The sequence below is a fragment of the Enterobacter cloacae complex sp. BZL2005 genome (genome assembly GCF_049238885.1).
GTDB classification, from domain to species: domain Bacteria; phylum Pseudomonadota; class Gammaproteobacteria; order Enterobacterales; family Enterobacteriaceae; genus Enterobacter; species Enterobacter roggenkampii.
The window spans coordinates 552,592-577,256 of record NZ_JBMKGI010000002.1 but is presented as its reverse complement, the minus strand read 5'-3'; the positions used below and the strand labels follow the sequence as shown (position 1 = coordinate 577,256).

At 56.2% G+C, this 24,665-nt stretch carries 27 protein-coding genes; 19 read left to right on the top strand and 8 right to left on the bottom strand.

Annotation, left to right across the window (positions count from 1 at the left end):
- Nucleotides 1-29 precede the first annotated feature (29 nt).
- The 7 genes from purF (at nt 30) to hisP (ending at nt 6,559) form a co-directional block, all read left to right on the top strand.
- Nucleotides 30-1,547 carry an amidophosphoribosyltransferase gene (purF, locus tag ACOTXI_RS07160; RefSeq protein ID WP_021241570.1) on the top strand — a complete coding sequence of 506 codons (1,518 nt, stop codon included), beginning with the start codon at nt 30-32 and terminating at the stop codon, nt 1,545-1,547.
- An 89-nt stretch (nt 1,548-1,636) separates the two neighbouring features.
- Nucleotides 1,637-2,206 carry a UbiX family flavin prenyltransferase gene (locus ACOTXI_RS07155; protein ID WP_032663144.1) on the top strand — a complete coding sequence of 190 codons (570 nt, stop codon included), beginning with the start codon at nt 1,637-1,639 and terminating at the stop codon, nt 2,204-2,206.
- Between the two features lie 291 nt (nt 2,207-2,497).
- Nucleotides 2,498-3,280 (top strand): lysine/arginine/ornithine ABC transporter substrate-binding protein ArgT, encoded by a 783-nt coding sequence (gene argT, locus ACOTXI_RS07150; protein WP_008502593.1) that lies wholly within the window; start codon nt 2,498-2,500, stop codon nt 3,278-3,280.
- 226 nt (nt 3,281-3,506) lie between these two features.
- Nucleotides 3,507-4,289 carry a histidine ABC transporter substrate-binding protein HisJ gene (gene hisJ, locus ACOTXI_RS07145; RefSeq protein WP_008502592.1) on the top strand — a complete coding sequence of 261 codons (783 nt, stop codon included), beginning with the start codon at nt 3,507-3,509 and terminating at the stop codon, nt 4,287-4,289.
- Nucleotides 4,290-4,377: 88 nt separating this feature from the next.
- Nucleotides 4,378-5,064 (top strand): histidine ABC transporter permease HisQ, encoded by a 687-nt coding sequence (locus ACOTXI_RS07140; RefSeq protein WP_008502591.1) that lies wholly within the window; start codon nt 4,378-4,380, stop codon nt 5,062-5,064.
- Nucleotides 5,061-5,777 (top strand): ABC transporter permease, encoded by a 717-nt coding sequence (locus tag ACOTXI_RS07135; RefSeq protein WP_008502590.1) that lies wholly within the window; start codon nt 5,061-5,063, stop codon nt 5,775-5,777. The genes ACOTXI_RS07140 and ACOTXI_RS07135 overlap by 4 nt, the downstream gene beginning before the upstream one ends.
- Nucleotides 5,778-5,785: 8 nt before the next feature.
- Nucleotides 5,786-6,559, top strand: coding sequence for a histidine ABC transporter ATP-binding protein HisP (gene hisP / locus ACOTXI_RS07130; RefSeq protein WP_014832781.1), 774 nt, complete (start codon nt 5,786-5,788; stop codon nt 6,557-6,559).
- Between the two features lie 98 nt (nt 6,560-6,657).
- On the opposite strand, the gene ACOTXI_RS07125 is transcribed toward hisP, so the two are convergent.
- The 4 genes from ACOTXI_RS07125 to yfcG all read right to left on the bottom strand — a co-directional run bounded on the left by ACOTXI_RS07125 (nt 6,658) and on the right by yfcG (nt 9,192).
- Nucleotides 6,658-7,167, bottom strand: a complete 510-nt coding sequence (locus ACOTXI_RS07125) for a GNAT family N-acetyltransferase (RefSeq protein ID WP_058654834.1) — start codon at nt 7,165-7,167, stop codon at nt 6,658-6,660.
- A 44-nt stretch (nt 7,168-7,211) separates the two neighbouring features.
- The gene (locus ACOTXI_RS07120; RefSeq protein WP_008502587.1) at nt 7,212-8,105 is read right to left on the bottom strand and encodes a TIGR01777 family oxidoreductase; all 894 of its coding nucleotides are present in this window, start codon (nt 8,103-8,105) and stop codon (nt 7,212-7,214) included.
- A 13-nt stretch (nt 8,106-8,118) separates the two neighbouring features.
- Entirely contained in the window at nt 8,119-8,487 is a 369-nt protein-coding gene (gene folX, locus ACOTXI_RS07115) for a dihydroneopterin triphosphate 2'-epimerase (protein ID WP_047748495.1), read from the bottom strand.
- A 75-nt stretch (nt 8,488-8,562) separates the two neighbouring features.
- Nucleotides 8,563-9,192 (bottom strand): GSH-dependent disulfide bond oxidoreductase, encoded by a 630-nt coding sequence (gene yfcG, locus ACOTXI_RS07110; RefSeq protein ID WP_008502585.1) that lies wholly within the window; start codon nt 9,190-9,192, stop codon nt 8,563-8,565.
- Between the two features lie 140 nt (nt 9,193-9,332).
- On the opposite strand from yfcG, the gene yfcF reads away from it, so the two are divergent.
- The 3 genes from yfcF to yfcD are packed head-to-tail and all read left to right on the top strand — an operon-like array spanning nt 9,333 to nt 11,195.
- Complete coding sequence (gene yfcF, locus ACOTXI_RS07105) at nt 9,333-9,977, top strand: glutathione transferase (RefSeq protein WP_058654836.1); 645 nt, start codon at nt 9,333-9,335, stop codon at nt 9,975-9,977.
- Nucleotides 9,978-10,033: 56 nt separating this feature from the next.
- Entirely contained in the window at nt 10,034-10,585 is a 552-nt protein-coding gene (gene yfcE, locus ACOTXI_RS07100) for a phosphodiesterase (protein ID WP_023325771.1), read from the top strand.
- Nucleotides 10,586-10,640: 55 nt separating this feature from the next.
- Nucleotides 10,641-11,195, top strand: a complete 555-nt coding sequence (yfcD, locus tag ACOTXI_RS07095; protein WP_008502582.1) for an NUDIX hydrolase YfcD — start codon at nt 10,641-10,643, stop codon at nt 11,193-11,195.
- 3 nt (nt 11,196-11,198) lie between these two features.
- Here yfcD and ACOTXI_RS07090 read toward each other — a convergent pair whose 3' ends face one another.
- Nucleotides 11,199-12,218 (bottom strand): LacI family DNA-binding transcriptional regulator, encoded by a 1,020-nt coding sequence (locus tag ACOTXI_RS07090; RefSeq protein WP_021241565.1) that lies wholly within the window; start codon nt 12,216-12,218, stop codon nt 11,199-11,201.
- 234 nt (nt 12,219-12,452) lie between these two features.
- On the opposite strand from ACOTXI_RS07090, the gene ACOTXI_RS07085 reads away from it, so the two are divergent.
- The 5 genes from ACOTXI_RS07085 to ACOTXI_RS07065 all read left to right on the top strand — a co-directional run bounded on the left by ACOTXI_RS07085 (nt 12,453) and on the right by ACOTXI_RS07065 (nt 16,435).
- Complete coding sequence (locus ACOTXI_RS07085) at nt 12,453-12,896, top strand: PTS sugar transporter subunit IIA (RefSeq protein ID WP_058654838.1); 444 nt, start codon at nt 12,453-12,455, stop codon at nt 12,894-12,896.
- 80 nt (nt 12,897-12,976) lie between these two features.
- On the top strand, nt 12,977-13,249 hold the full coding sequence (locus ACOTXI_RS07080; protein ID WP_008502881.1) for a PTS sugar transporter subunit IIB: 273 nt from the start codon (nt 12,977-12,979) through the stop codon (nt 13,247-13,249).
- Nucleotides 13,250-13,270: 21 nt separating this feature from the next.
- Entirely contained in the window at nt 13,271-14,662 is a 1,392-nt protein-coding gene (locus tag ACOTXI_RS07075; protein ID WP_032675242.1) for a PTS ascorbate transporter subunit IIC, read from the top strand.
- Nucleotides 14,659-15,489 carry a transketolase gene (locus ACOTXI_RS07070; RefSeq protein ID WP_058654839.1) on the top strand — a complete coding sequence of 277 codons (831 nt, stop codon included), beginning with the start codon at nt 14,659-14,661 and terminating at the stop codon, nt 15,487-15,489. The genes ACOTXI_RS07075 and ACOTXI_RS07070 overlap by 4 nt, the downstream gene beginning before the upstream one ends.
- On the top strand, nt 15,482-16,435 hold the full coding sequence (locus ACOTXI_RS07065; RefSeq protein WP_058654840.1) for a transketolase family protein: 954 nt from the start codon (nt 15,482-15,484) through the stop codon (nt 16,433-16,435). The genes ACOTXI_RS07070 and ACOTXI_RS07065 overlap by 8 nt, the downstream gene beginning before the upstream one ends.
- A gap of 111 nt (nt 16,436-16,546) precedes the next feature.
- Here the strand turns inward: ACOTXI_RS07065 and pta are convergent, their stop codons facing one another.
- Together pta and ackA are read right to left on the bottom strand one after the other, a co-directional pair.
- A complete protein-coding gene (gene pta, locus ACOTXI_RS07060; RefSeq protein ID WP_008502877.1) occupies nt 16,547-18,688 on the bottom strand; it encodes a phosphate acetyltransferase in 2,142 nt (713 codons plus the stop codon).
- A 76-nt stretch (nt 18,689-18,764) separates the two neighbouring features.
- Nucleotides 18,765-19,967: an acetate kinase gene (gene ackA, locus ACOTXI_RS07055; RefSeq protein ID WP_045334289.1), complete on the bottom strand. Its 1,203-nt coding sequence runs from the start codon at nt 19,965-19,967 to the stop codon at nt 18,765-18,767.
- Between the two features lie 337 nt (nt 19,968-20,304).
- Here ackA and yfbV point away from each other — a divergent pair, with 337 nt between their 5' ends.
- The 4 genes from yfbV to ACOTXI_RS07035 all read left to right on the top strand — a co-directional run bounded on the left by yfbV (nt 20,305) and on the right by ACOTXI_RS07035 (nt 23,925).
- Nucleotides 20,305-20,760 (top strand): terminus macrodomain insulation protein YfbV, encoded by a 456-nt coding sequence (gene yfbV / locus ACOTXI_RS07050; protein WP_045407718.1) that lies wholly within the window; start codon nt 20,305-20,307, stop codon nt 20,758-20,760.
- Nucleotides 20,761-20,851: 91 nt separating this feature from the next.
- The gene (locus tag ACOTXI_RS07045; protein ID WP_008502874.1) at nt 20,852-21,346 is read left to right on the top strand and encodes a YfbU family protein; all 495 of its coding nucleotides are present in this window, start codon (nt 20,852-20,854) and stop codon (nt 21,344-21,346) included.
- Nucleotides 21,347-21,357: 11 nt separating this feature from the next.
- Entirely contained in the window at nt 21,358-22,017 is a 660-nt protein-coding gene (locus ACOTXI_RS07040; RefSeq protein WP_021241560.1) for a sugar phosphatase, read from the top strand.
- Nucleotides 22,018-22,092: 75 nt separating this feature from the next.
- A complete protein-coding gene (locus tag ACOTXI_RS07035) occupies nt 22,093-23,925 on the top strand; it encodes an SLC13 family permease (protein ID WP_021241559.1) in 1,833 nt (610 codons plus the stop codon).
- A gap of 80 nt (nt 23,926-24,005) precedes the next feature.
- On the opposite strand, the gene yfbR is transcribed toward ACOTXI_RS07035, so the two are convergent.
- Entirely contained in the window at nt 24,006-24,605 is a 600-nt protein-coding gene (gene yfbR, locus ACOTXI_RS07030; RefSeq protein WP_008503531.1) for a 5'-deoxynucleotidase, read from the bottom strand.
- Between the last annotated feature and the right edge of the window lie 60 nt (nt 24,606-24,665).

Sequence of the window (24,665 nt, the reverse complement as noted above, 5' to 3'; positions counted from 1 at the left end):
TGAGATGTGGCTTAACGAGGAAAAGACGAATGTGCGGTATTGTCGGTATCGCCGGTTTCATGCCGGTAAACCAGTCGATTTATGACGCGTTAACGGTGCTTCAGCACCGTGGGCAGGATGCTGCGGGTATCATCACCATTGATGCAAACAACTGCTTCCGTTTACGCAAGGCGAATGGCCTGGTAAACGATGTGTTTGAAGCCCGCCATATGCAGCGTCTGCAAGGTAATATGGGGATCGGTCACGTTCGTTATCCTACCGCTGGCAGTTCCAGCGCCTCTGAGGCACAGCCTTTCTACGTCAACTCACCGTATGGCATCACCCTTGCCCATAACGGCAACCTGACCAACGCGCATGAGCTGCGTAAAAAGCTGTTCGAAGAGAAACGTCGCCACATTAACACCACCTCTGATTCTGAAATCCTGCTCAACGTGTTCGCCAGCGAGCTGGATAACTTCCGTCACTATCCGCTGGAAGCGGACAACATTTTTGCCGCGATTGCCGCGACCAACCGTCAGATCCGCGGCGCGTACGCCTGCGTGGCGATGATCATCGGTCACGGCATGGTGGCCTTCCGCGATCCAAACGGCATTCGTCCGCTGGTGCTCGGCAAGCGCGACCTCGGCGATGGCCGTACCGAATATATGGTTGCCTCGGAGAGCGTGGCGCTGGATACCCTGGGCTTCGAATTCCTGCGCGACGTTGCGCCGGGCGAAGCGGTGTATATCACCGAGAAGGGCCAGCTGTTTACCCGCCAGTGTGCCGACAACCCGGTCAGCAACCCGTGCCTGTTTGAATACGTCTATTTTGCCCGTCCGGACTCCTTCATCGACAAGATTTCCGTCTACAGTGCGCGCGTCAACATGGGCACCAAGCTCGGCGAGAAGATTGCCCGCGAGTGGGACGATCTCGACATCGACGTGGTGATTCCTATCCCGGAAACCTCCTGCGATATCGCGCTGGAGATCGCCCGCATTCTGGATAAGCCATACCGTCAGGGCTTCGTGAAGAACCGCTACGTTGGCCGCACCTTTATCATGCCGGGGCAGCATCTGCGCCGTAAGTCCGTGCGCCGCAAGCTGAACGCTAACCGCGCGGAATTCCGCGACAAGAATGTTCTGCTGGTGGATGACTCCATCGTTCGCGGTACCACCTCTGAGCAGATTATCGAGATGGCACGCGAAGCGGGTGCGAAGAAAGTCTATCTGGCCTCTGCTGCGCCGGAGATTCGCTTCCCGAACGTGTACGGTATTGATATGCCAACCGCCAACGAGCTGATCGCTCATGGCCGTGAAGTGGATGAAATTCGCCAGATCATCGGCGCTGACGGCCTGATTTTCCAGGACCTCAACGACCTCATCGACGCGGTGCGTGCCGAGAACCCGGAAATTCAGCAGTTTGAATGCTCCGTGTTCAACGGCATTTACGTGACCAAAGACGTTGACCAGCAGTACCTCGACTATCTTGATTCGCTGCGCAACGACGACGCCAAAGCCGTTCAGCTGCAAAACGATCTCGAAAGCCTAGAGATGCACAACGAAGGTTGATGTTCCGGCAGGTGAGGGCGTATGCCCTCACTTGCAACTCCCTGCAAAATCCTGCACAGTCTGCCCTGAAATCAGTAAGGGCGAAAATCATGAAACGACTCATAGTTGGGCTCAGCGGTGCCAGCGGTGCGATTTACGGCGTACGTTTGCTACAGGTTCTGCGTAACGTGGCGAACGTCGAAACCCATCTGGTGATGAGCCAGGCGGCGCGGCAGACCCTCTCTCTGGAAACCGATCTCTCCCTGCGCGATGTTCAGGCGCTTGCGGATGTCGTTCACGACGCCCGTGATATCGCCGCCAGCATCTCCTCAGGCTCGTTTAAAACCGCCGGCATGGTGATCCTGCCCTGTTCAATCAAAACGCTCTCCGGCATTGTGAACAGCTATACCGACACCCTGGTGACGCGTGCGGCGGATGTGGTGCTGAAGGAGCGGCGTCCTCTGGTGCTGTGCGTGCGGGAAACGCCGCTGCACCTGGGCCATCTGCGCTTAATGACGCAGGCTGCTGAGCTGGGGGCTGTGATCATGCCGCCGGTGCCCGCGTTCTACCATCGTCCGCAAACGCTGGACGACATTATCAACCAGACCGTTAACCGCGTACTCGATCAGTTCGACATCGACCTGCCCGAGGATCTCTTCACCCGCTGGCAGGGTGCCTGAATCTGTGCACATAGCCGGTGCATGAAAAGACACGTTGCCCTGTTTCAGGGCAATTATGCAACGGCGATCATATCCTCGACATTTAATTCGTTTTTTCCCTTTTTCTCTCTCCGGTTCGTTCGGCAGACCTGCTATCTTTCACCATTAAGGCAGTATCGCAACGTTTTATTAACATATTTAACGTCGAAGTTTTAACCAGACGGCAATGTGGCATAAGACCTGCAAGATGAAGCCTGCAACACAACACACAACACAATACATAATAAAATCACGGTACTTGAGGGTAAATGTATGAAGAAGACGGTTCTGGCTCTGTCTTTGCTGGTGGGGTTAAGTGCGGCAGCAGGTAGCTACGCAGCGCTTCCACAGACGGTTCGTATCGGTACAGACGCAACCTACGCGCCATTCTCTTCCAAGGATGCGAAAGGCGATTTCGTGGGGTTTGATATCGATCTGGGTAATGAAATGTGCAAACGCATTGCGGTGAAATGCACATGGGTGGGCAGCGACTTTGACGCGTTAATCCCGTCGCTGAAAGCCAAGAAAATCGACGCCATTATCTCTTCTCTTTCCATCACTGAAAAACGCCAGCAGGAGATTGCCTTCTCTGACAAGCTCTACGCCGCGGATTCTCGCCTGATTGCGCCTAAAGGCTCCCCGATTAAGCCCACCATCGACTCGCTGAAGGGCAAGCATGTCGGCGTGCTTCAGGGCTCGACGCAGGAAGGCTATGCCAATGCTAACTGGCGTGAGAAGGGCGTAGACGTGGTGGCTTACCAGAACCAGGATCTGATTTACTCTGACCTGGCGGCAGGCCGTCTGGATGCGGCATTCCAGGATGAAGTCGCCGCGAGCGAAGGCTTCCTGAAGCAGCCTGCGGGTAAAGACTACGCGTTTGCAGGCCCGTCGGTGAAAGACAAAAAGTACTTTGGCGACGGCACCGGGATTGGCCTGCGTAAGGATGATACCGAGCTGAAAGCCGCCTTCGACAAAGCCTTTGCAGAGCTGCGTAAAGACGGTACGTACGACAAACTGGCGAAGAAATACTTCGACTTCAACGTATACGGTGAATAACACCTGGCGGTGACGCACCGGAAAGGTGCGTTACGGGAGCGGTTGACCCAATACGGTGCATTTGATGCACTGTATTGGATCGCTGTGTGCATACTTACGCATTAATAATGCAAAAATTCCCGCTGGAAAGGCATTAATCTTTGCCTGACTGAGGGGATTAATGGCACATTAGCACCACCCCGTCGTCGTAAAAATCCCGTATGAAGACAGTTTGTTGAGGACAAATATGAAAAAACTCGTGTTGTCATTATCACTGGTACTGGCCTTTTCCAGCGCCACCGCGGCATTCGCAGCTATTCCGCAGAAAATTCGAATTGGTACCGACCCTACCTATGCGCCGTTCGAATCGAAGAATTCAAAGGGTGAACTGGTCGGTTTTGACATCGATCTGGCCAATGAGCTGTGCAAACGCATCAAAGCACAGTGTACCTACGTTGAGAACCCGCTGGATGCGCTGATCCCATCCCTGAAAGCGAAAAAAATCGACGTAATCATGTCCTCCCTCTCCATCACTGAAAAACGCCAGCAGGAGATTGCCTTCACCGACAAACTCTACGCGGCCGATTCACGTCTGGTGGTGGCGAAATCGTCTGATATTCAGCCTACGCTGGAGTCGTTGAAGGGCAAACGCGTGGGCGTGCTGCAGGGCACCACTCAGGAAACCTACGGCAACGAGCACTGGGCACCGAAGGGGATTGAAATTGTCTCCTATCAGGGCCAGGAAAATATCTACGCTGACCTGACGGCAGGCCGTATTGATGCCGCATTCCAGGATGAAGTCGCGGCTAGCGAAGGCTTCCTGAAAACGCCGGTAGGTAAAGATTACAAGTTTGGCGGCCCGTCCATTAAGGATGTGAAGTTGTTTGGTGTGGGCACCGGTATGGGCCTGCGCAAAGAAGACAACGAACTGCGTGAAGCGCTGAACAAGGCGTTCGCTGAAATGCGCGCAGACGGCACCTACGACAAGCTGGCGAAAAAGTACTTTGATTTTAATGTTTACGGCGGCTAATCGCCCCGTCATATAACGTGCGGCCCCTCCCACGGCGGGAGGGGAAAAGACACGGTTCCACCACTCACGATACGACAGGGCTCGCGGTATGCTGTACGGATTTTCTGGCGTTATTTTACAGGGCGCGCTTGTCACCCTTGAGCTGGCTATCAGCTCCGTGGTGCTGGCGGTGCTGATAGGTCTGGCAGGCGCAGGGGCGAAGCTTTCAGCTAACAAACCCCTGGCGCTAATCTTTGAAGGCTACACCACGCTCATTCGCGGCGTTCCCGATCTGGTGCTGATGCTGCTGATTTTTTACGGTCTGCAGATTGCGCTTAACGGCATAACAGACGCGATGGGCATGGGACAAATTGATATCGACCCGATGGTGGCCGGTATTATTACCCTCGGTTTTATCTACGGCGCCTACTTCACTGAAACCTTCCGCGGTGCTTACATGGCCGTGCCGAAAGGTCACATTGAGGCGGCAACCGCATTTGGTTTTACCTCATCACAAACGTTTCGTCGGATTATGTTCCCGGCCATGATGCGCTACGCGCTGCCGGGCATCGGGAACAACTGGCAGGTTATCCTCAAAGCGACAGCGCTGGTCTCGCTGCTCGGTCTGGAAGACGTCGTGAAAGCGACTCAGCTGGCGGGTAAGAGCACCTGGGAGCCGTTCTATTTTGCGGTGGTCTGTGGCGTGATTTATCTGGTCTTTACGACCGTCTCCAATGGTGTGCTGCTTCTGCTGGAGCGTCGCTACTCCGTGGGTGTGAAGAGGGCTGACCTGTGATTGAGATTATTCAGGAATACTGGAAATCGCTGCTGTGGACAGATGGCTACCGCTTTACCGGCGTGGCGATTACGCTCTGGCTGCTGATCTCCTCCGTGGTAATGGGCGGTATTCTGGCGGTGTTTCTTGCCATTGGCCGCGTCTCGAACAATAAATTTATCCAGTTCCCGATCTGGCTGTTCACCTACGTCTTTCGCGGTACGCCGCTGTACGTGCAGCTGCTGGTGTTCTACTCGGGAATGTATACGCTTGAGATCGTAAAAGGCACTGAGATGCTGAATGCGTTCTTCCGCAGCGGTCTGAACTGTACGGTGCTGGCGTTGACGCTCAACACGTGCGCCTACACCACGGAGATTTTCGCGGGGGCGATTCGTTCTGTTCCTTACGGTGAAATTGAAGCAGCCCGGGCCTACGGCTTCTCGTCGGTGAAACTCTACCGCTGCATCATTCTGCCATCGGCCCTGCGTATCGCGTTACCGGCCTACAGTAACGAAGTGATTTTGATGCTGCACTCGACTGCGCTCGCCTTTACCGCGACGGTGCCGGACCTGCTCAAAATAGCGCGCGATATTAACTCCGCAACCTATCAGCCGTTTACCGCGTTTGGCATTGCGGCGGTGCTCTATTTAATTATCTCTTATGTTCTGATTAGCCTGTTCCGTAAGGCTGAAAAACGCTGGTTGCAGCATATAAAACCTTCTTCGACGCACTGAGAAAGATGATGGCTGAGAACAAATTAAACGTAATTGATTTGCACAAACGCTACGGCGAACATGAAGTGCTGAAAGGGGTGTCGCTGCAGGCGAATGCGGGCGACGTGATCAGTATCATCGGCTCATCCGGCTCGGGAAAAAGTACCTTCCTGCGCTGCATCAACTTCCTCGAAAAGCCGAGTGAAGGCTCAATTGTGGTGAGCGGGCAGAATATCAACCTGGTGCGTGACAAAGACGGTCAGCTGAAGGTGGCAGACAAGAACCAGCTGCGCCTGCTGCGTACGCGCCTGACGATGGTATTCCAGCACTTTAACCTCTGGAGCCACATGACGGTGCTGGAGAACGTGATGGAAGCACCGGTTCAGGTGCTGGGCCTGAGCAAGCATGAAGCCCGCGAGCGCGCGGTGAAATACCTGGCGAAAGTGGGCATTGACGAACGCCAGCAGATGAAATACCCGGTGCATCTCTCCGGCGGTCAGCAGCAGCGTGTCTCTATCGCCCGCGCGCTGGCGATGGAGCCCGAGGTGCTGCTGTTCGACGAACCGACCTCCGCGCTGGACCCTGAACTCGTTGGCGAAGTGCTGCGCATCATGCAGAAGCTGGCCGAAGAGGGCAAAACGATGGTGGTGGTGACGCACGAGATGGGCTTCGCCCGTAACGTCTCGAACCACGTGATTTTCCTGCATCAGGGGAAAATTGAAGAGCAGGGCCACCCGGACGAGGTGCTGGCAAACCCGCAAAGCCCGCGTTTGCAGCAGTTCCTTAAAGGCTCTCTGAAGTAAGAGGGCATCAGACCGCAGTGCAGCCCAATCGCCCGGTGGCGCTTCGCTTACCGGGCCTACAAAACCGTAGGCCGGGCAAACGCAGTGCCGCCCGGCATTCAGGCCGCACTACACTCCAGCCGGTACACCCAGTCGTCATAGCGCACGCCGTCAATCTCATACGCCTTTTCCAGTACCTGCATACGCGCAAACCCGGCTTTCTCCAGCACCCGTATCGACCCGCCGTTGTCCGCCAGTACGTACGCATTAATCGCCTTCACGCCGGTCTGGTTAAAGGCGTAATCACACACCGCGCGCAGCGCTTCGCTGGCGATACCTTTCCCCTGCGCGGCAGGCACAACCGTATAGCCGATGTCGGCCTCTTCACGATTCTCAGCGCTGATTTGCAGGCCGATATCGCCAAGCGGCGTATCATCATCCCGGGCGCGAATGACAAACACATGAGCAGCAGCGAGTCGCGCGGCAAACACGCGTCGGGTCTCTTTTTCCGGGGCGATGGCGGCCATATAGCGCATGATGCGGCGATCTTCACGCAGCGAGCGGAAGAAGGCCCAGTCAGTGGGTTCAAAAGGGGTGAGGTAAAGCCGGGGAGTGGTGATGGTTGCCATTGTTACGCCATTTCTTCGGAACATGGCCTGTCACTGTACCATATTCACCGCACCACATCCCCCAGCGCCTCTTCTAATTCATACCAGCGGAACGCAAACCCGGCCGCTTCCAGCCGTTTTGGCAGCGCTCTCTGTCCGCCCAGAACCAGAACAGACGCTTCACCCATCAGCAGCCGAATCGCCGTCGCAGGCACGCGCAATATCGCCGGGCGGTGCAGGGCATGTCCCAGCGCGTGGGCAAACTGTTCATTTCGCACCGGATACGGCGCAACCATGTTAAACGGCCCGCGCAGATCGTTATCCAGCAGCCAGAGAATCCCGTTGACCATATCGTCGATATGGATCCACGCCATATACTGACGGCCATTGCCGATGGGGCCACCGAGTCCTAGCCTGAAAGGGGGAAGCATCTTCGCCAGAATGCCGCCTTTCGGCGCGAGGACGACACCGGTCCGCAGCAGGCAAACGCGGGTCCGATCGCTCTGCGCCGCGCAGGCAATACGCTCCCACTGGGCGCAGAGCTTATGGGTAAACTCGTTATGGGGAGGCTCTTCCTCGGTCACCACCACCTCGCCAAGATCGCCGTAATAGCCTACTGCGGAACCCGAAATCAGCACGGAAGGCGGCGTATGGCTGTTGCGGATCAGCTCGACCAGCTTTTCGGTAATGTTCCACCGGCTGCTGCATAACAGCTGTTTTTGCTCTTCCGTCCAGCGCTTATCGGCGATGGGTTCTCCCGCGAGGTTAATAACGGCGTCGAAACCGTCCAGATTTTGCTGCTCGGCCAGATTTTTCCAGATATCAACACCTGCCCCTAGCACCTGACGCGCTTTTTCCGGGCTGCGCGTGACCACGGTGATGTCGTGGTGCAAGGCCTGCAGACGCGCAATGAGGTGACGACCAATCAGGCCAGTACCGCCGGTCAGCAAAATCTTCATACAACCTCCAGGTTTACGCCTGGCGTTTCCAGCTTAACGTCATAGAGACGGAGTCGGCGTAACGCAGGGCGTGAAGTTTATCGATCTCAACTTCAGCATAAGTGACCCAGTGATGTTCGCGTGCGATATCGAGCACATCCTGAGTTAATTTTTCCAGCAGAGAGAAACGGTTATTCTCCACAAACTGGATAATGTTCTTGGTGATTGTGCGGTAGTTCAGCGCGTCATTGATGTCTTCGCTGGCGCGCGCTTTGTCTGCGGAGTAGTGAATCACCACGTTAATAACAATATCCTGACGGTTGGCGATCTCTTCCTCTTTGATACCGATGAAGGTACGCAGGCGTAAATTTTTTATACGAATAATGGCGTCTGGCTGTGACATTGCAGGTCTTCTCCGTGTCAGTATTTCCTGCCCATAATACATGAGAGCCTCACAGGCACCCAGCCTCATACCGGGTTAAATTTGCTGGATTTTTTGCATCGCTCGCTCGGTCGCCGGGCGGGTCCGGATGCGCTCAAACCAGTTGTTCACCGCCGGGTAAGCGGCCAGGTCAATTCGGTGTTTTTCATGCGTATTCACCCACGGCCAGCAGGCGATGTCGGCAATACTGTAATGATCGCCCCCGAGCCACGGCGTTTTCTCCAGCCGACGGTTCAGAACGTCGTAGAGCCGCTGCGTCTCAACCTGATAGCGCTCTATCGCATAAGGAATGGGTTGCGGGGCGTAAGCGGTAAAATGATGATTTTGTCCCAGCATGGGGCCCAGCCCGCTTGCCTGCCAGAAAAGCCATTGCAGCGTATGGTGGCGCTCGCGCAGTTCGCCGCTCAGCAGCTTGCCGGTTTTCTCCGCCAGGTAGAGCAAAATTTCACCGGATTCAAACAGGCTCAACGGTCTGCCCCCGTCCGCCGGCTGGTTATCAATGATGGCCGGGATTTTATTATTCGGCGAGATAGCCAGAAAGAGAGGGCTGAACTGCTCGCCTTTGCTGATATCCACGCGAATGATCCTGTAATCCAGCTCGGCTTCTTCAAGAAAGAGGGTGATCTTATGGCCGTTTGGGGTAGGGGCATAATAAAGGTCGATCATTCTCAACTCCTGTCCATGCGAATAGTGGTGCCATGACAAATGAGTATAGGTGGTTGTTGTAAATCGTGAGTTTTCATCAAGTGACAGCGAGGCAAAGAGATTATATGTTGAGTAAAAACCGATCAGCCTATGAGGATGTTATGAACCAGCCCGTCATCACGTTGTGGTCCGATGCGAACTTCTTTTCTCCCTATGTCATGAGCGTTTACGTTGCGCTGGCCGAAAAAGGACTCGCTTTTACCCTGAAGACCGTTGATCTCGACGGCGGTGAACATCTCAAGCCGCAGTGGCAGGGCTACGATCTGACCCGACGCGTGCCGGTGCTGGAGATTGATGGATTTGCCCTGAGCGAATCGTCAGCGATCGATGAGTATCTGGAAGATCGGTTCGCCCCCCCGGAGTGGGAGCGTATCTATCCTCACGATCTGCAAAAGCGCGCCCGGGCGCGGCAGATCCAGGCGTGGCTGCGCAGCGATCTGGTGCCGATTCGCGTGGAACGCTCGACGGACGTCGTGTTTGCCGGGGTGAAAAAGCCCGACCTCAGCGCAGAAGGCCAGGAAAGCGCGCAGAAGCTGATTGGAACCGCCTCCTTACTGCTCGCCCATGGCAACCCAAACCTGTTCGGCGAGTGGTGCATTGCGGATGCCGATCTGGCGTTGATGCTAAACCGCCTGATCCTCAACGGTGATGAGGTGCCGCAGCTGCTGGTGGATTATGCCGCATTCCAGTGGCAGCGTGCCTCCGTACAGCGCTATGTGGCACTCTCGGCTAAGCGCGCGGGCTGATAAGCCCTGACGCTTCAGGTATGATGGGGGCAGTTTGTTTTCCCGAGGAGTGACTGATGAAACTGATGTTTGCGTCGGATATCCATGGATCGCTGCCCGCGACCGAGCGTGTCCTTTCTCTGTTTGAGAAAAGCGGTGCGAAGTGGCTGATTATTCTGGGTGACGTGTTGAATCACGGCCCACGCAACGCGCTGCCGGAAGGCTATGACCCTGCGCAGGTCGCGGAAAAACTCAACCCGTATGCCTCGCGCATCATCGCCGTTCGCGGCAACTGTGACAGCGAAGTGGACCAGATGCTGCTGCATTTTCCCATTACCGCGCCGTGGCAGCAGGTGCTGCTCGAACAACACCGTCTGTTCCTGACCCACGGGCATCTTTTCAGCCCGGATAATCTCCCGGCCCTCGCGGCTGGCGATGTCCTGGTTTACGGTCATACTCATATTCCGGTTGCGGAAAAACGCGGTGAGATTTATCACTTTAATCCGGGCTCGGTCAGCATCCCAAAAGGCGGGTATCCTGCGAGCTACGGCATGCTGGAAGGAAATACCCTGAGCGTTATCGCACTTAATGATCAGCAAGTTATTGCGCAGGTAGCGATTAATCCGTAAGTTACACCTCAACTGCAAACGCGCCGAAAGAGCGCTTAGAAAAGAAGGTTTCCCGATGGTGGAGCAGAGTCATTTGGCAAGTACAGAGTGGGTTGACATTGTCAACGAAGAGAATGAAGTGATCGCGCAGGCCAGCCGCGAGCAAATGCGTGCGGAGCGCCTGCGCCACCGTGCGACATATATCGTTGTGCATGACGGTATGGGTAAAATTCTGGTTCAGCGCCGCACGGACACCAAAGATTTTCTCCCGGGTATGCTGGATGCCACTGCAGGCGGCGTCGTCCAGGCGGATGAAGTGCTGCTGGATTCTGCGCGTCGTGAAGCGGAAGAGGAGTTAGGCATCGCCGGCGTGCCGTTTGCCGAGCACGGTCAGTTCTATTTCGAAGACGAGAACTGCCGCGTCTGGGGCGGGCTGTTTAGCTGCGTCTCCCACGGCCCGTTCGCTCTGCAGGAAGAAGAAGTGAGTGAAGTCAGCTGGATGACGCCGGAAGAGATCACCGCGCGCTGCGACGAGTTCACGCCGGATTCGTTAAAAGCGCTGGCGCTGTGGATGACCCGCAACGCCAAAAACGAATCGACCAAATCAGAAAAAGAGGAAGAGGCTGAGTAAGCGTCAGCAGCTCTCTCTCAGACACAGGCTGGACGCGATGGGCTTTTGATCGCGCCAGTCTCCGCCATTCAGGCGCTCCAGTAGCGCTTTCCCGGCTTCGATGCCAATCTTACGATGCGGCACCGCCATGGTCGTCAGCGGCGGCTGACAGACGCGGCTCACGTCGCTATCGCCAAACCCTACCACTGCCAGATCGTCCGGCACTTTGATTCGCCTGCGCTGGCACTCGTACAGCGCGCCGCAGGCCAGCTCGTCAGAGACGCACACCAGCGCATCCAGCTCAGGCCATGCCAGCAGGAATTCGGGCAGCTGCGCCGCGCCGGTCGAGAAGCTCGGCGGCATCGCCGCGTTAATGACCCGGTTAGGCGACATATGGTGGCGAAGCATGGCTTTATACCAGCCCTGCAGATGCTGCTGGAAAATCCACTGCTCCTGGTTGGCGCACAGCAGGCCAATGTTTTGATAGCCGCGCTTAATGACCATCTCCGTGAGCTCAAACATGGCCGCCACGTTATCAATCCCGATGTTCATATCAATCGGATCGGCGCGCATGGCGCCCATCTCCATCACCGGAATCGAGGCGTTTTTCAGCCAGTGGCGAACGGTGTCGGTATGTTCAACGCTGAGCAAAATCGCTGCGGCGATATTTGACGCCAGCAGCGTCTCCAGCAACTTCTCCTCCTGCTCAAGACGATGCTGGGATTCTGCCAGCATGATCTGATATCCGGCAGGCTGCAGCACCTGCTGAAGCCCGGCGAACATCTCCGAGCAGCCGGCTTCGGAGAGGTTGGGCACCACCATGGCTATCGTCCATGACGACGCCGAGGCAAGGGCACTGGCGGCAAGATTAGGCATATAACCCAGCTCCTGCACGGCAGCTTCAATTTTTTCTCGTAGTTTATCGGAAACCTGTTCGGGCGTGCGAAGCGCACGGGACACGGTCATCGTGCCCACACCGGCAAGCTGTGCGACATCGGCGAGTGTCACTTTACCAGTACTGCGCCGTTTTCGGGTTAGAGACATACACCTTCCTGCTGACCAGACGCGTTCTTTTTTTCCTTCGTTTCACGTGACAGGCAGTATACGCCTTAAATCCCTTTTTTTGCTGTGATTTAGCAACGTGATTGCAATTTGATAGCGCTATCACATTTCTGCATGTTAACGATTGGTAGCGCTATCTTTGTGATCGCGATCGCAGTCATTCCGCGATGCGTTGAATAAAGTTTGCTCATCTTAAACGTGTGGCGGGAGTGAAAAGTGCTCAAAAAATGGATATATGATACAACCATCACGCTGCAGGAGAGCGTGGAAGACTGGCCGCAGGCGCTGAAGCTGTGCGCGAAGCCGCTGCTGGATTTGCAGGTGATTGAGCCTGACTACGTCAAGGCCATCATCAAGCAGCACCACGCGTTAGGACCTTATTATGTGCTGGCACCAGGGCTGGCGATGCCGCATGCGCGGCCGGAGGAAGGCGCCAAAGGACTGGGGTTGTCGTTATTAAAACTAAAACAGGGCGTCTCGTTTGGTGCCGGTGAGTTTGACCCTGTCGATGTGATTATCATGCTCGCGGCACCTGACAAACATAGCCATATCGAAATGATATCCGCACTCGCAGAATTATTTTCCAGCGACGAGGAGATGGAGAAACTGCATCAGGCGAATACCCTGGAGGAAATTAAAACAATTATTAACCGCTTCTGATTTAATTCTGTAATCCGGTTTTTCACTACATTACGCGTCAGCGTGATGGGGCGTACTCTACTCAAAATAAGGGGACAACAATGAAAATCATGGCTATTTGCGGTTCTGGCCTGGGCAGCAGTTTTATGGTCGAAATGAATATTAAAAAGGTGCTCAAAAAGCTGGAGATTGAGGCTGAGGTTGAACACTCCGATCTCTCCTCGGCGACGCCGGGCGCGGCCGATCTGTTCGTGATGGCAAAAGACATTGCGGCCAGCGCCAGCGTGCCGGACAGCCAGCTGGTGGTGATCAACAACATCATCGACATCAACGAACTTGAAGCGCAGCTGCGCGCCTGGTTCGAAAGACAATAACCCTGATAAGGCGAGGTGGATATGTTTATCCTTGAAACGCTGAATTTCGTTGTTGATATTTTAAAAGTCCCTTCGGTGCTGGTCGGCTTAATTGCGCTTATTGGTCTGGTTGCGCAGAAAAAAACGTTTTCGGACGTGGTGAAAGGGACGATTAAAACCATTCTCGGCTTTATTGTGCTGGGCGGCGGCGCCACGGTGCTGGTGGGATCATTAAATCCGTTAGGCGGCATGTTTGAACACGCTTTTACTATTCAGGGCATTATTCCAAATAATGAAGCCATTGTGTCCATTGCACTCGAAAAATACGGTGCAGCGACCGCGCTGATTATGGCCTTCGGGATGGTGGCGAATATTATCGTCGCCCGCTTTACCCGCCTGAAGTACATCTTCCTGACCGGGCACCATACGTTTTATATGGCGTGCATGATTGGCGTGATCCTGACGGTGGCGGGCTTTGAAGGCGTAGGGCTGGTCTTTACCGGGTCGCTGATCCTCGGCCTGATCATGGCTTTCTTCCCGGCGATTGCGCAGCGCTACATGAAGCGCATTACCGGCAACGATGAGATTGCCTTCGGCCACTTCGGCACGCTGGGCTACGTGCTGTCCGGCTGGATTGGCAGCAAGGTAGGTAAAGGTTCCCGCTCAACCGAAGAGATGAACCTGCCGAAGAACCTGAGCTTCCTGCGCGACAGCTCAATCTCCATCTCCCTGACCATGATGATTATCTACCTGATCATGGCGGTGAGCGCCGGGCGTGAGTACGTCGAGGCCACCTTCAGCGCCGGTCAGAACTACCTCGTGTACGCCATCATCATGGCTATCACTTTCGCGGCAGGCGTGTTCATCATCCTGCAGGGCGTACGCCTGATTCTGGCGGAAATCGTCCCGGCCTTTACCGGCTTCTCGGAAAAACTGGTGCCGAACGCGCGTCCTGCGCTGGACTGCCCGGTGGTGTATCCCTATGCACCTAACGCGGTGCTGATTGGCTTCCTGTTCAGCTTCCTCGGCGGGATTGTGGGGTTGTTCATCTGCGGTCAGTTTAGCTGGGTGTTGATCCTCCCGGGCGTGGTGCCGCACTTCTTCACCGGCGCAACCGCGGGCGTGTTCGGTAACGCCACCGGCGGACGCCGCGGGGCAATGATAGGCGCTTTCGCCAACGGCCTGCTGATTACCTTCCTGCCGGTCCTGCTGCTGCCGGTACTGGGCGCCATTGGCTTTGCCAACACCACCTTCTCTGACGCCGACTTCGGCGCGGTTGGGATTGTGCTCGGCAACCTGGCGCGCTTCCTGTCGCCGCTGGCCATCACCGGGCTGGTCGTGGCGCTGTTCGCGCTGCTGGTGGCGTACAACGTCTTCGCGAAAAACAAACCTGCGGGCGGTAACGCGCAGGAAAACACCGGAGCCAAATCATGAATGAGAAAGAGATAACCGAACTCGCGCGTCAGATCCGCCTGGAGACGCTGAAATCCCTGACGCAGCTGGGCTTTGGGCACTACGGGGGCAGCATGTCGGTGGTTGAAACCCTGGCCGTGCTGTACGGCGCGGTGATGAAAATCGACCCGGCGGACCCGGACTGGCCGGAGCGAGACTACTTTGTGCTGTCAAAAGGCCATGCGGGCCCCGCGCTCTACAGCACCCTGGCGATCAAGGGCTACTTCCCGACAGAAGAGCTGAGCACGCTCAACCAAAACGGGACGCGCCTGCCGAGCCACCCGGACCGTCTGAAAACGCGCGGCGTAGATGCTACCACCGGTTCGCTGGGACAGGGGATTTCCATCGCCGGCGGCATGGCGCTGTCGCACAGGCTGGCAGGGCGGCCGAATCGGGTCTTCTGCATCGTCGGCGACGGCGAGCTGAACGAGGGGCAGTGCTGGGAAGCGTTCCAGTTTATTGCCCACCATCGCCTGAACAACCTGACGGTATTTGTCGACTGGAACAAACAGCAGCTCGACGGCGAGCTGGACGAGATCATCTGCGCGTTCGACCTCGAGGGCAAATTCCGCGCCTTTGGCTTTGACGTGGTGACGGTCAAGGGGGACGACATTCCTGCGCTGCTGGCGGTAACGTCCCGGGTGCCTGCCGCGGACGCTCGCCCGCGGGTGGTGATCCTTGACAGCATCAAAGGCCAGGGGGTGCCGTATCTGGAGCAGCTCAGCAACTCGCATCACCTGCGATTGACCGCGGAGAGTAAAGCGGCCCTCAACGAGACGATTCGCCAACTGGAGGCTTCACATGATTAAGGTTGCACCGGCAGGACAGAAAGACGCCGTTGAGATGCGTAAAGTTTACGCGGGCTTCGTGGCAAAGCAGATTGAGGCCGGAAGCGACATCATTGCGCTTGAAGCCGACCTGATGAGCTCGATGGCGATGGACGGCGTGGCGCGCGATTATCCGCAGCACGTGATTAACTGCGGCATTATGGAAGCTAACGTCATCGGCACGGCAGCCGGGCTGTCGCTTACCGGCCGCAAGCCGTTCGTTCATACCTTCACCGCGTTTGCCAGCCGCCGCTGCTTCGACCAGCTGTTTATGTCCCTGGACTACCAGCGTAACAACGTGAAGGTGATTGCTTCAGACGCGGGCGTGACGGCCTGCCACAACGGCGGGACGCACATGTCGTTCGAAGATATGGGCATCGTGCGCGGTCTGGCGCATTCGGTGGTGCTGGAGGTCACAGACGCGGTGATGTTCGAGGACGTACTGCGTCAGCTTATCGACCTCGAAGGCTTTTACTGGGTGCGCACCATCCGCAAGCAGGCGCCGAGCGTCTATGCGCCGGGCTCGACCTTTACCATTGGCAAAGGCAACGTGCTGCGCGAAGGCAGTGATATCACGCTGATTGCCAACGGCATCATGGTGGCGGAGGCGCTGGAGGCGGCGCGCCAGCTAGAGCAGGAGGGGGTCAGCGCGGCGGTCATCGACATGTTTACCCTGAAGCCTATCGACCGAATGTTGGTGAAAAACTACGCCGAGAAAACCGGGCGCATCGTCACCTGCGAAAACCACAGCATTCACAACGGCCTGGGGTCGGCGGTAGCGGAAGTGCTGGTGGAAACCTGTCCGGTGCCGATGCGGCGGGTCGGGGTCAAGGAGCGTTACGGCCAGGTGGGAACGCAGGATTTCCTGCAGAAAGAGTATGGCCTGACGGCACATGACATTGTATCGGCGGCGAGAGAGCTGCTGTAAATAAAAAAGGCGACCGGTTAAGTGGTCGCCTTTTTGTTGCCCGGTGGCGCTAGCGCTTACCGGGCCTACGGTTTTGTAGGCCGGATAAGCGAAGCGCCATCCGGCAATACATTACTGCTGCTGCGAAGACTGGATCGCTGTCAGCGCGATGGTGTAAACGATATCGTCTACCAGTGCGCCACGAGACAGGTCGTTCACAGGTTTGCGCATGCCCTGCAGCATTGGCCCGATGGAGATCAGGTCGGCAGAACGCTGTACCGCTTTGTAGGTGGTGTTACCGGTGTTGAGATCCGGGAAGATGAACACGGTAGCGCGACCTGCAACCGGCGAGTTCGGCGCTTTGGATTTTGCAACGTCAGCCATGACTGCGGCATCGTACTGCAGCGGGCCGTCGATCATCAGATCAGGGCGTTTTTCCTGCGCAATACGGGTCGCTTCACGCACTTTCTCTACGTCGCTACCTGCACCAGATGTGCCGGTGGAGTAGGAGAGCATCGCCACGCGCGGCTCGATACCGAAAGCGGTCGCGGAGTCTGCGGACTGGATAGCGATCTCTGCCAGCTGCTCTGCGGTTGGATCCGGGTTGATCGCGCAGTCGCCGTAAACGTAAACCTGTTCAGGCAGCAGCATGAAGAACACGGAAGACACCAGAGAGCTGCCTGGCGCGGTTTTGATCAGCTGCAGCGGTGGACGGATGGTGTTCGCCGTGGTGTGAACCGCACCGGAAACCAGACCGTCAACTTCGTCCTGCTCCAGCATCAGCGTGCCCAGCACCACGTTGTCTTCCAGCTGCTCACGCGCAACGGCTTCGGTCATGCCCTTGCTCTTACGCAGCTCAACCAGACGGGCGACGTAGCTTTCGCGAACCACTTCCGGGTCAACGATTTCGATGCCAGCGCCCAGCTCAACGCCCTGAGAGGCCGCTACGCGGTTGATCTCATCCGGGTTACCCAGCAGCACACAGGTCGCGATGCCGCGCTCTGCACAGATAGCCGCCGCTTTAACGGTACGTGGTTCGTCGCCTTCTGGCAGAACAACGCGTTTGCCCGCTTTACGCGCCAGCTCGGTCAGCTGGTAACGGAAGGCTGGAGGAGACAGACGGCGGCTGCGCTCGGAGGTCGCGGTCAGGGATTCGATCCAGTCTGCGTTGATGTAGCCCGCAACGTATTCCTGTACTTTCTCGATACGCTCGTGGTCATCAACCGGCACTTCCAGGTTGAAGCTCTGCAGGCTCAGGGAGGTCTGCCAGGTGTTGGTGTTCACCATAAAGACCGGCAGGCCGGTAGCGAACGCGCGTTCGCACAGCTTGCTGACGCGTGGGTCCATCTCGTAGGCACCGGTCAGCAGGATCGCACCGATTTCCACGCCGTTCATTGCGGCCAGGCAGGCTGCAACCAGCACGTCAGGACGGTCTGCGGAGGTCACCAGCAGGGAACCTGCGCGGAAGTGTTCCAGCATGTGCGGAATGCTACGCGCACAGAAGGTCACGGACTTCACGCGACGGGTGTTAATGTCGCCTTCGTTAATCACGGTCGCGTTCAGGTGACGCGCCATGTCGATTGCACGGGTGGCAATCAGATCGAAGCTCCATGGCACCGCGCCCAGAACCGGAAGCGGGCTGGATTCCTGCAGCTTAGCCGGGTCAACTTTGATGACTTTCGCTTTGGACGAGTCGTCGAAGATCTCGGACAGGTCAGGGCGAGTACGGCCCTGCTCATCCACTGGCGCGTTCAGCTTGTTGACGATCACGCCGGTGATGTTGGTATTTTTCGCGCCGCCGAAGCTGCTGCGCGTCAGTTCGATACGCTCGTTCAGTTGTTCCGGGGTGTCAGTGCCCTGAGACATCACGAAAACGATCTCTGCGTTCAGGGTTTTCGCGATTTCGAAGTTCAGAGACTGGGCAAACTGGTGTTTGCGGGTTGGAACCAGACCTTCAACCAGCACCACTTCCGCGTCTTGCGCGTTAGCATGGTAGTTGGCGATGATCTCTTCCATCAGCACGTCTTTCTGGTTGCTGGAGAGCAGAGACTCAACGTGGCTCATCTTCAGCGGTTCAGCCGCCGGCAGATTGGAGTTCTTGCGAACGATGGTGGTGGTCTGGTCTGGTGCATCGCCACCGGCACGTGGCTGGGCGATTGGCTTAAAGACGCTCAGACGAACGCCTTTGCGTTCCATAGCACGGATAACGCCAAGGCTGACGCTGGTCAGGCCGACGCTGGTTCCGGTAGGGATCAGCATAATAGTACGGGACACGGTTTATCCTCTTTCGTTACCGCCCAAATCGGGCGGGTTACAAAACAGCACCGCCAGCATTGCTGGCGGTGTGGAATCAGGCAGTCAGGCGGTGCGCGTCTTGCGCGATGACCAGTTCTTCGTTAGTTGGGATAACGAGAGCAGGGCGGGTGCCTTCTTTGTTGATGAAGCCAGACTTGCCGAAGCGGGCAGCCAGGTTACGCTCGTGATCAACCTCGAAGCCCAGAACGCCCAGTTTGCCCAGGGACAGTTCACGAACCATTGCCGCGTTCTCACCGATACCACCGGTGAAGATAACCGCGTCCAGACGGCCTTCCATCAGCGCAGTGTAAGAGCCGATGTATTTCGCCAGACGGTGGCAGTAAACGTCCATTGCACGTTTAGCGTCTTCTTTCTCTGCGTAGTTGTCTTCAACGTAACGGCAGTCGCTGGTGACTTCGGTCAGACCCAGCAGGCCAGACTCTTTGGTCAGCATTTTGTTGATCTGGTCAACGCTCATGCCCAGGGTGTCGTGCAGGTGGAAGATGATCGCCGGGTCGATGTCACCGGAACGGGTACCCATCACCAGACCTTCCAGCGGGGTCAGACCCATGGACGTATCAACACATTTACCGTTGCGGATAGCAGAAACAGAACCACCGTTGCCCAGGTGGCAGGTGATGATGTTCAGTTCTTCAACCGGCTTGTTCAGCACTTTTGCCGCTTCCTGAGTCACATAGAAGTGGCTGGTGCCGTGCGCGCCGTAGCGACGTACGCCGTGCTCTTTGTACAGGCTGTATGGCAGGGCATAGAGGTAAGACTCTTCCGGCATGGTCTGATGGAACGCGGTGTCGAATACGGCCACGTTTTTGTCTTTCAGATTCGGGAAGGATTTCAGCGCTTCAGCGATACCGATCAGGTGAGCCGGGTTGTGCAGCGGTGCGAAAGAGGCTGAGTCTTTGATGCCCTGGATCACAGAGTCGTCGATCACCACGGAGCTGGTGTATTTTTCGCCGCCGTGGACGATACGGTGACCAATCGCAGTCAGCTGAGCAGACAGTTCTGGTTTTTGTGCCAGAATAGTGTTAACGATAAAGTTCAGCGCTTCACTGTGAGCGGCGCCTGCACCTAAAGCCGCTTCTTGTTTGCTGCCGTCCATCTTCCACTTGATACGTGCTTCAGGCAGATGGAAACATTCGGCCAAACCAGAGAGGTATTCGTCACCGTTGAGCGCATCGATGATGGCGAATTTCAGTGAGGAGCTACCGCAGTTCAGAACCAGTACTAACTTACTCGACATGGAAGTACCTATTATTGATACGTGGCTAAAAAAACGTCAGTGAGTCTAACAGCGTAACGCATGATGACCCGGACATTTATGATTAACATCATGCCAAACGAACATTGTGGCATGATGGAAGAAATAACTATGATTTTATGCCATTTTGCACAATTTTCAGCCAATGGCATAATATGCAATAATTTGACGAGCTAATGATTCTCGTCTAAGGCCCTATCAGGCTGGCACAGGATACCCGATACGGGGTAGTGATGACAAAATATTTTGAACGTTGTCATAGCTTGTTGTGGTTTTGCACGAAAATTTTAATTTTTATATGTGAAGTTGAGGTACAGCCATGTCGACACCAGAGAACCCGTCCGTTAATTTCTTTAGCCTGTTTCGTCGGGGACAGCATTACGCAAAGACGTGGCCGATGGAAAAGCGCCTTGCGCCGATGTTTATTGAGAATCGCACCATCCGCGCCACGCGCTATGCGATTCGCTTTATGCCGCCTGTCGCTATCTTTACGCTGTGCTGGCAGATTGCGCTCGGTGGACAGCTTGGCCCTGCCGTCGCCACGGCACTCTTCGCATTAAGCCTGCCAATGCAGGGCCTGTGGTGGTTAGGTAAACGGTCCATCACGCCACTTCCCCCTTCTATTTTACACTGGTTTTATGAAGTGCGCGGTAAACTGGAAGAGGCCGGGCAGGCGCTCGCCCCGGTGGAAGGCAAGCCGGATTACCAGGCGCTGGCGGACACGTTAAAGCGTGCATTTAAGCAACTGGATAAAACATTCCTCGATGAATTGTGATTGATCATCGAAACGACCAAGAAAAGAGGGCACAGTAACAATCAGTTACCGTGTCTTTTTTTTAAGTGCAATGCGCTACAGGAGTCGAAAGATGGAAATGACCCATGCCCAACGTCTGATTTTGTCTAACCAGTACAAGATGATGACTATGCTTGATCCCGATAACGCTGCGCGCTACAGCCGCCTGCAAACCATCGTCGAACGCGGCTTTGGTCTACAAATGCGCGAACTGGACCGCGAGTTTGGCGAGCTGAAAGAAGAAACCTGTCGCATCGTGATCGACATTATGGAGATGTATCACGCCCTGCATGTGTCCTGGACGAATCTCAAAGATCAGCAGTCCATTGACGAGCGCCGCGTGACCTTCTTAGGTTTTGATGCCGCAACGGAAGCGCGTTATCTGAGCTATGTGCGCTTCATGGTGAATACGGAAGGACGTTATACCCACTTTGACGCGGGCACCCACGGCTTCAACGCGCAGACCCCGATGTGGGATAAATATCAGCGTATGCTGAGCGCGTGGCACGCCTGCCCGCGTCAATACCATTTAAGCAGCAACGAAATTCAACAAATCATTAATGCCTGACGGAGGTGCGTGTGCAGTGTAGAGGTTTTCTGTTTGATCTGGACGGTACGCTGGTGGACTCGCTGCCGGTTGTGGAACGTTCCTGGTGCCATTGGGCTGACAGACATGGCATCGACCATCAGGACGTGCTGAATTTTATCCATGGCAAACAGGCCATTACCTCGCTACGGCACTTCCTGGCCGGACGCTCTGAGGAGGACATTCAGGCGGAGTTCAAGTACCTGGAACACATTGAAGCCACCGATACGGACGGCATCACCGCGTTACCGGGCGCGCGCGAGCTGCTTGAGCATCTGAACGAGGCGCAGATCCCGTGGGCTATCGTCACCTCCGGTTCCGTGCCGGTGGCCCACGCCCGGCACAAGGCTGCAGGGTTGCCAACGCCGGACGTGTTTATCACGGCGGAGCGCGTGAAGCGGGGTAAACCGGAGCCTGACGCATTTTTACTGGGCGCTGAACTGCTGGGCCTGGACCCTGCAGAGTGCGTGGTGGTGGAAGATGCGGCGGCTGGCGTACTGGCCGGGCTGAACGCAGGAAGCCACGTCATCGCCGTTAACGTTCCTGCGGAATCTCCCCGCCTGGACGAGGCAGACCTGGTGCTGGATTCACTGACGGCACTGTCTGTTTCAAAAGCCTCTGACGGAGTTGTAACCGTCTCGCTAAAAATGTAATCCCATGATATGGCCCCACATTGCTGGGGCTTTTTTATGGCAAAATTCCTCATCTTCCACTGACAAGGATAGGTTGTGAACGGTGAACTGATTTGGGTCCTGAGCCTGCTTTTAATCGCCATCATTCTTTTTGCCACGGGCAAGGTACGCATGGACGCCGTCGCCCTGTTTGTTATCGTCGCATTTGTGCTCAGCGGAACGCTGACGCTGCCGGAAGCCTTCTCCGGATTTAGCGATCCCAACGTTATCCTGATTGCCGCCCTGTTTATCATAGGGGATGGTCTGGTGCGCACCGGCGTAGCGACCATTATGGGGGCGTGGCTGGTAAAAGTGGCGGGCAGCAGCGAAACCAAGATGCTGATCTACCTGATGGTGACCGTCGCCGGGCTGGGGGCGTTTATGAGCTCCACGGGCGTGGTCGCTATCTTTATCCCGGTGGTGCTGAGCGTCTCCATGCGGATGCAGAGCTCGCCTTCTCGCCTGATGATGCCCCTGAGCTTTGCCGGGCTTATCAGCGGCATGATGACCCTGGTGGCCACGCCGCCGAACCTGGTGGTCAACAGCGAACTGATCCGGGAAGGATTTGAGGGCTTTAGCTTTTTCAGCGTCACCCCGCTTGGGCTGGTCATTCTGGTCATGGGCGTGGTCTACATGCTGCTGACCCGTTTTGCCCTGAAAGGTGAAAAACAGGACAAAAATAAAGAAGGATGGAAGCGACGCACCTTCCGCGATCTGATTAAGGAGTACCGCCTTACCGGGCGCGCGCGCCGTCTGGCGATCCGGCCCGGCTCGCCGATGGTGGGGCAGCGGCTGGATGACCTGAAGCTGCGTGAGCGCTATGGCGCGAATGTGATCGGCGTAGAGCGCTGGCGACGGTTTCGCCGGGTGATCGTCAACGTCAACGGGGTGTCGGAATTCCGCGCGCGTGACGTCCTGCTGATTGATATGTCCACCGCGGATGTGGACCTGCGCGAGTTCTGCAGTGAACAGCTGCTGGAGCCGATGGTGCTGCGCGGGGAGTATTTCTCCGATCAGGCGCTGGATGTCGGCATGGCCGAGGTGTCGCTGATCCCGGAGTCGGAACTGCTGGGTAAAACCGTGCGGGAGATGGGGTTCCGCACCCGCTATGGTCTGAACGTCGTGGGGCTGAAGCGCGATGGCGTGGCGATGGAAGGGGCGGTGGTGGATGAGCCGATCCTGCTGGGCGATATTTTTCTCGTCGTCGGTAACTGGAAGCTGATTAGCCAGCTCGGGCAAAAAGGGCGTGATTTTGTGGTGCTCAACATGCCCGTTGAGGAGAGCGACGCCTCCCCGGCCCACAGCCAGGCGCCCCATGCGATTTTTTGCCTGGTATTGATGGTGGCGCTGATGCTGACCGATGAGATCCCCAATCCGGTCGCCGCAATCATCGCCTGCCTGTTGATGGGCAAATTCCGCTGCATTGACGCCGAAAGCGCCTATAAGGCCATTCACTGGCCGAGCATCATTCTCATTGTCGGGATGATGCCTTTTGCCCTGGCGCTGCAAAAAACCGGCGGGGTAGACCTGATCGTTAAAGGCTTAATGGACGTGGGCGGCGGGTATGGGCCATACATGATGATGGTCTGCCTGTTTATCATGTGTGCCACCATCGGCCTGTTTATCTCGAACACCGCGACGGCGGTACTGATGGCACCTATCGCCCTGGCGATGGCGAAGTCCATGGGCGTATCGCCGTATCCGTTTGCGATGATGGTGGCGATGGCCGCTTCCGCGGCGTTTATGACGCCGGTCTCTTCACCGGTAAACACGCTGGTGCTGGGACCGGGGAACTACCGGTTCAGCGATTTCGTGAAGCTGGGCGTGCCGTTCACCGTGCTGGTGATGGTGGTGTGCGTGGTATTGATACCGGTCCTGTTTCCGTTCTGAGCATTTTGCCGGGTGGCGGCTGCGCCTTACCCGGCCAACAAGCCAGCAGGCCCTGCAAGCGCAGCGCCGCTGGGCGAAAATCAGAGGGGAGAATCCTGGCTAATCTCATCCAGCGATAAATGGAAGCTCGGTACAAACACCTGCATAAAGTAATCCATCTCTTCGCTGCGGCGGGATTCCAGCGTTTTTTCCAGGCGCGTTTTCGCCAGCAAGAATTCGTTATTCCCTGCGGACAGCTCTTCGAGACACTTCAGATAGGCACACAGCGCGTCGGCCTGTTTGACCAGCGACTTTTCATCTTCCGTGTACTGATGCTCGTTGATAAGCGGCTCGAAGATATCACGAAGCTCTTCGGGCACCATCTCAATCAGCTTCTGCTGGGCAATTTTCTCAATGGCCTTATATTCCTGCGCAATTTGCGAGTTGAAATATTTCACCGGCGTAGGCAGGTCGCCGGTGAGCACTTCTGACGCATCGTGGTACATCGCCAGCAGGGCGATGCGCTCTGGATTAACCTGACCGTTGAATTTGCGATTTTTAATCGCGGCCAGCGCGTGAGCGACCATCGCAACCTGCAGACTGTGCTCTGACACATTTTCCGTGCGGACATTGCGCATCAGCGGCCAGCGGTTGATGAGTTTCAGGCGGGAGAGGTGGGCAAAGAAATGACTCTGACTCATAGGTTACCTTTTGTCTTCACTGCGACAGGCGTTCATTGTGCGGGGAGGGGAGGCAAGATG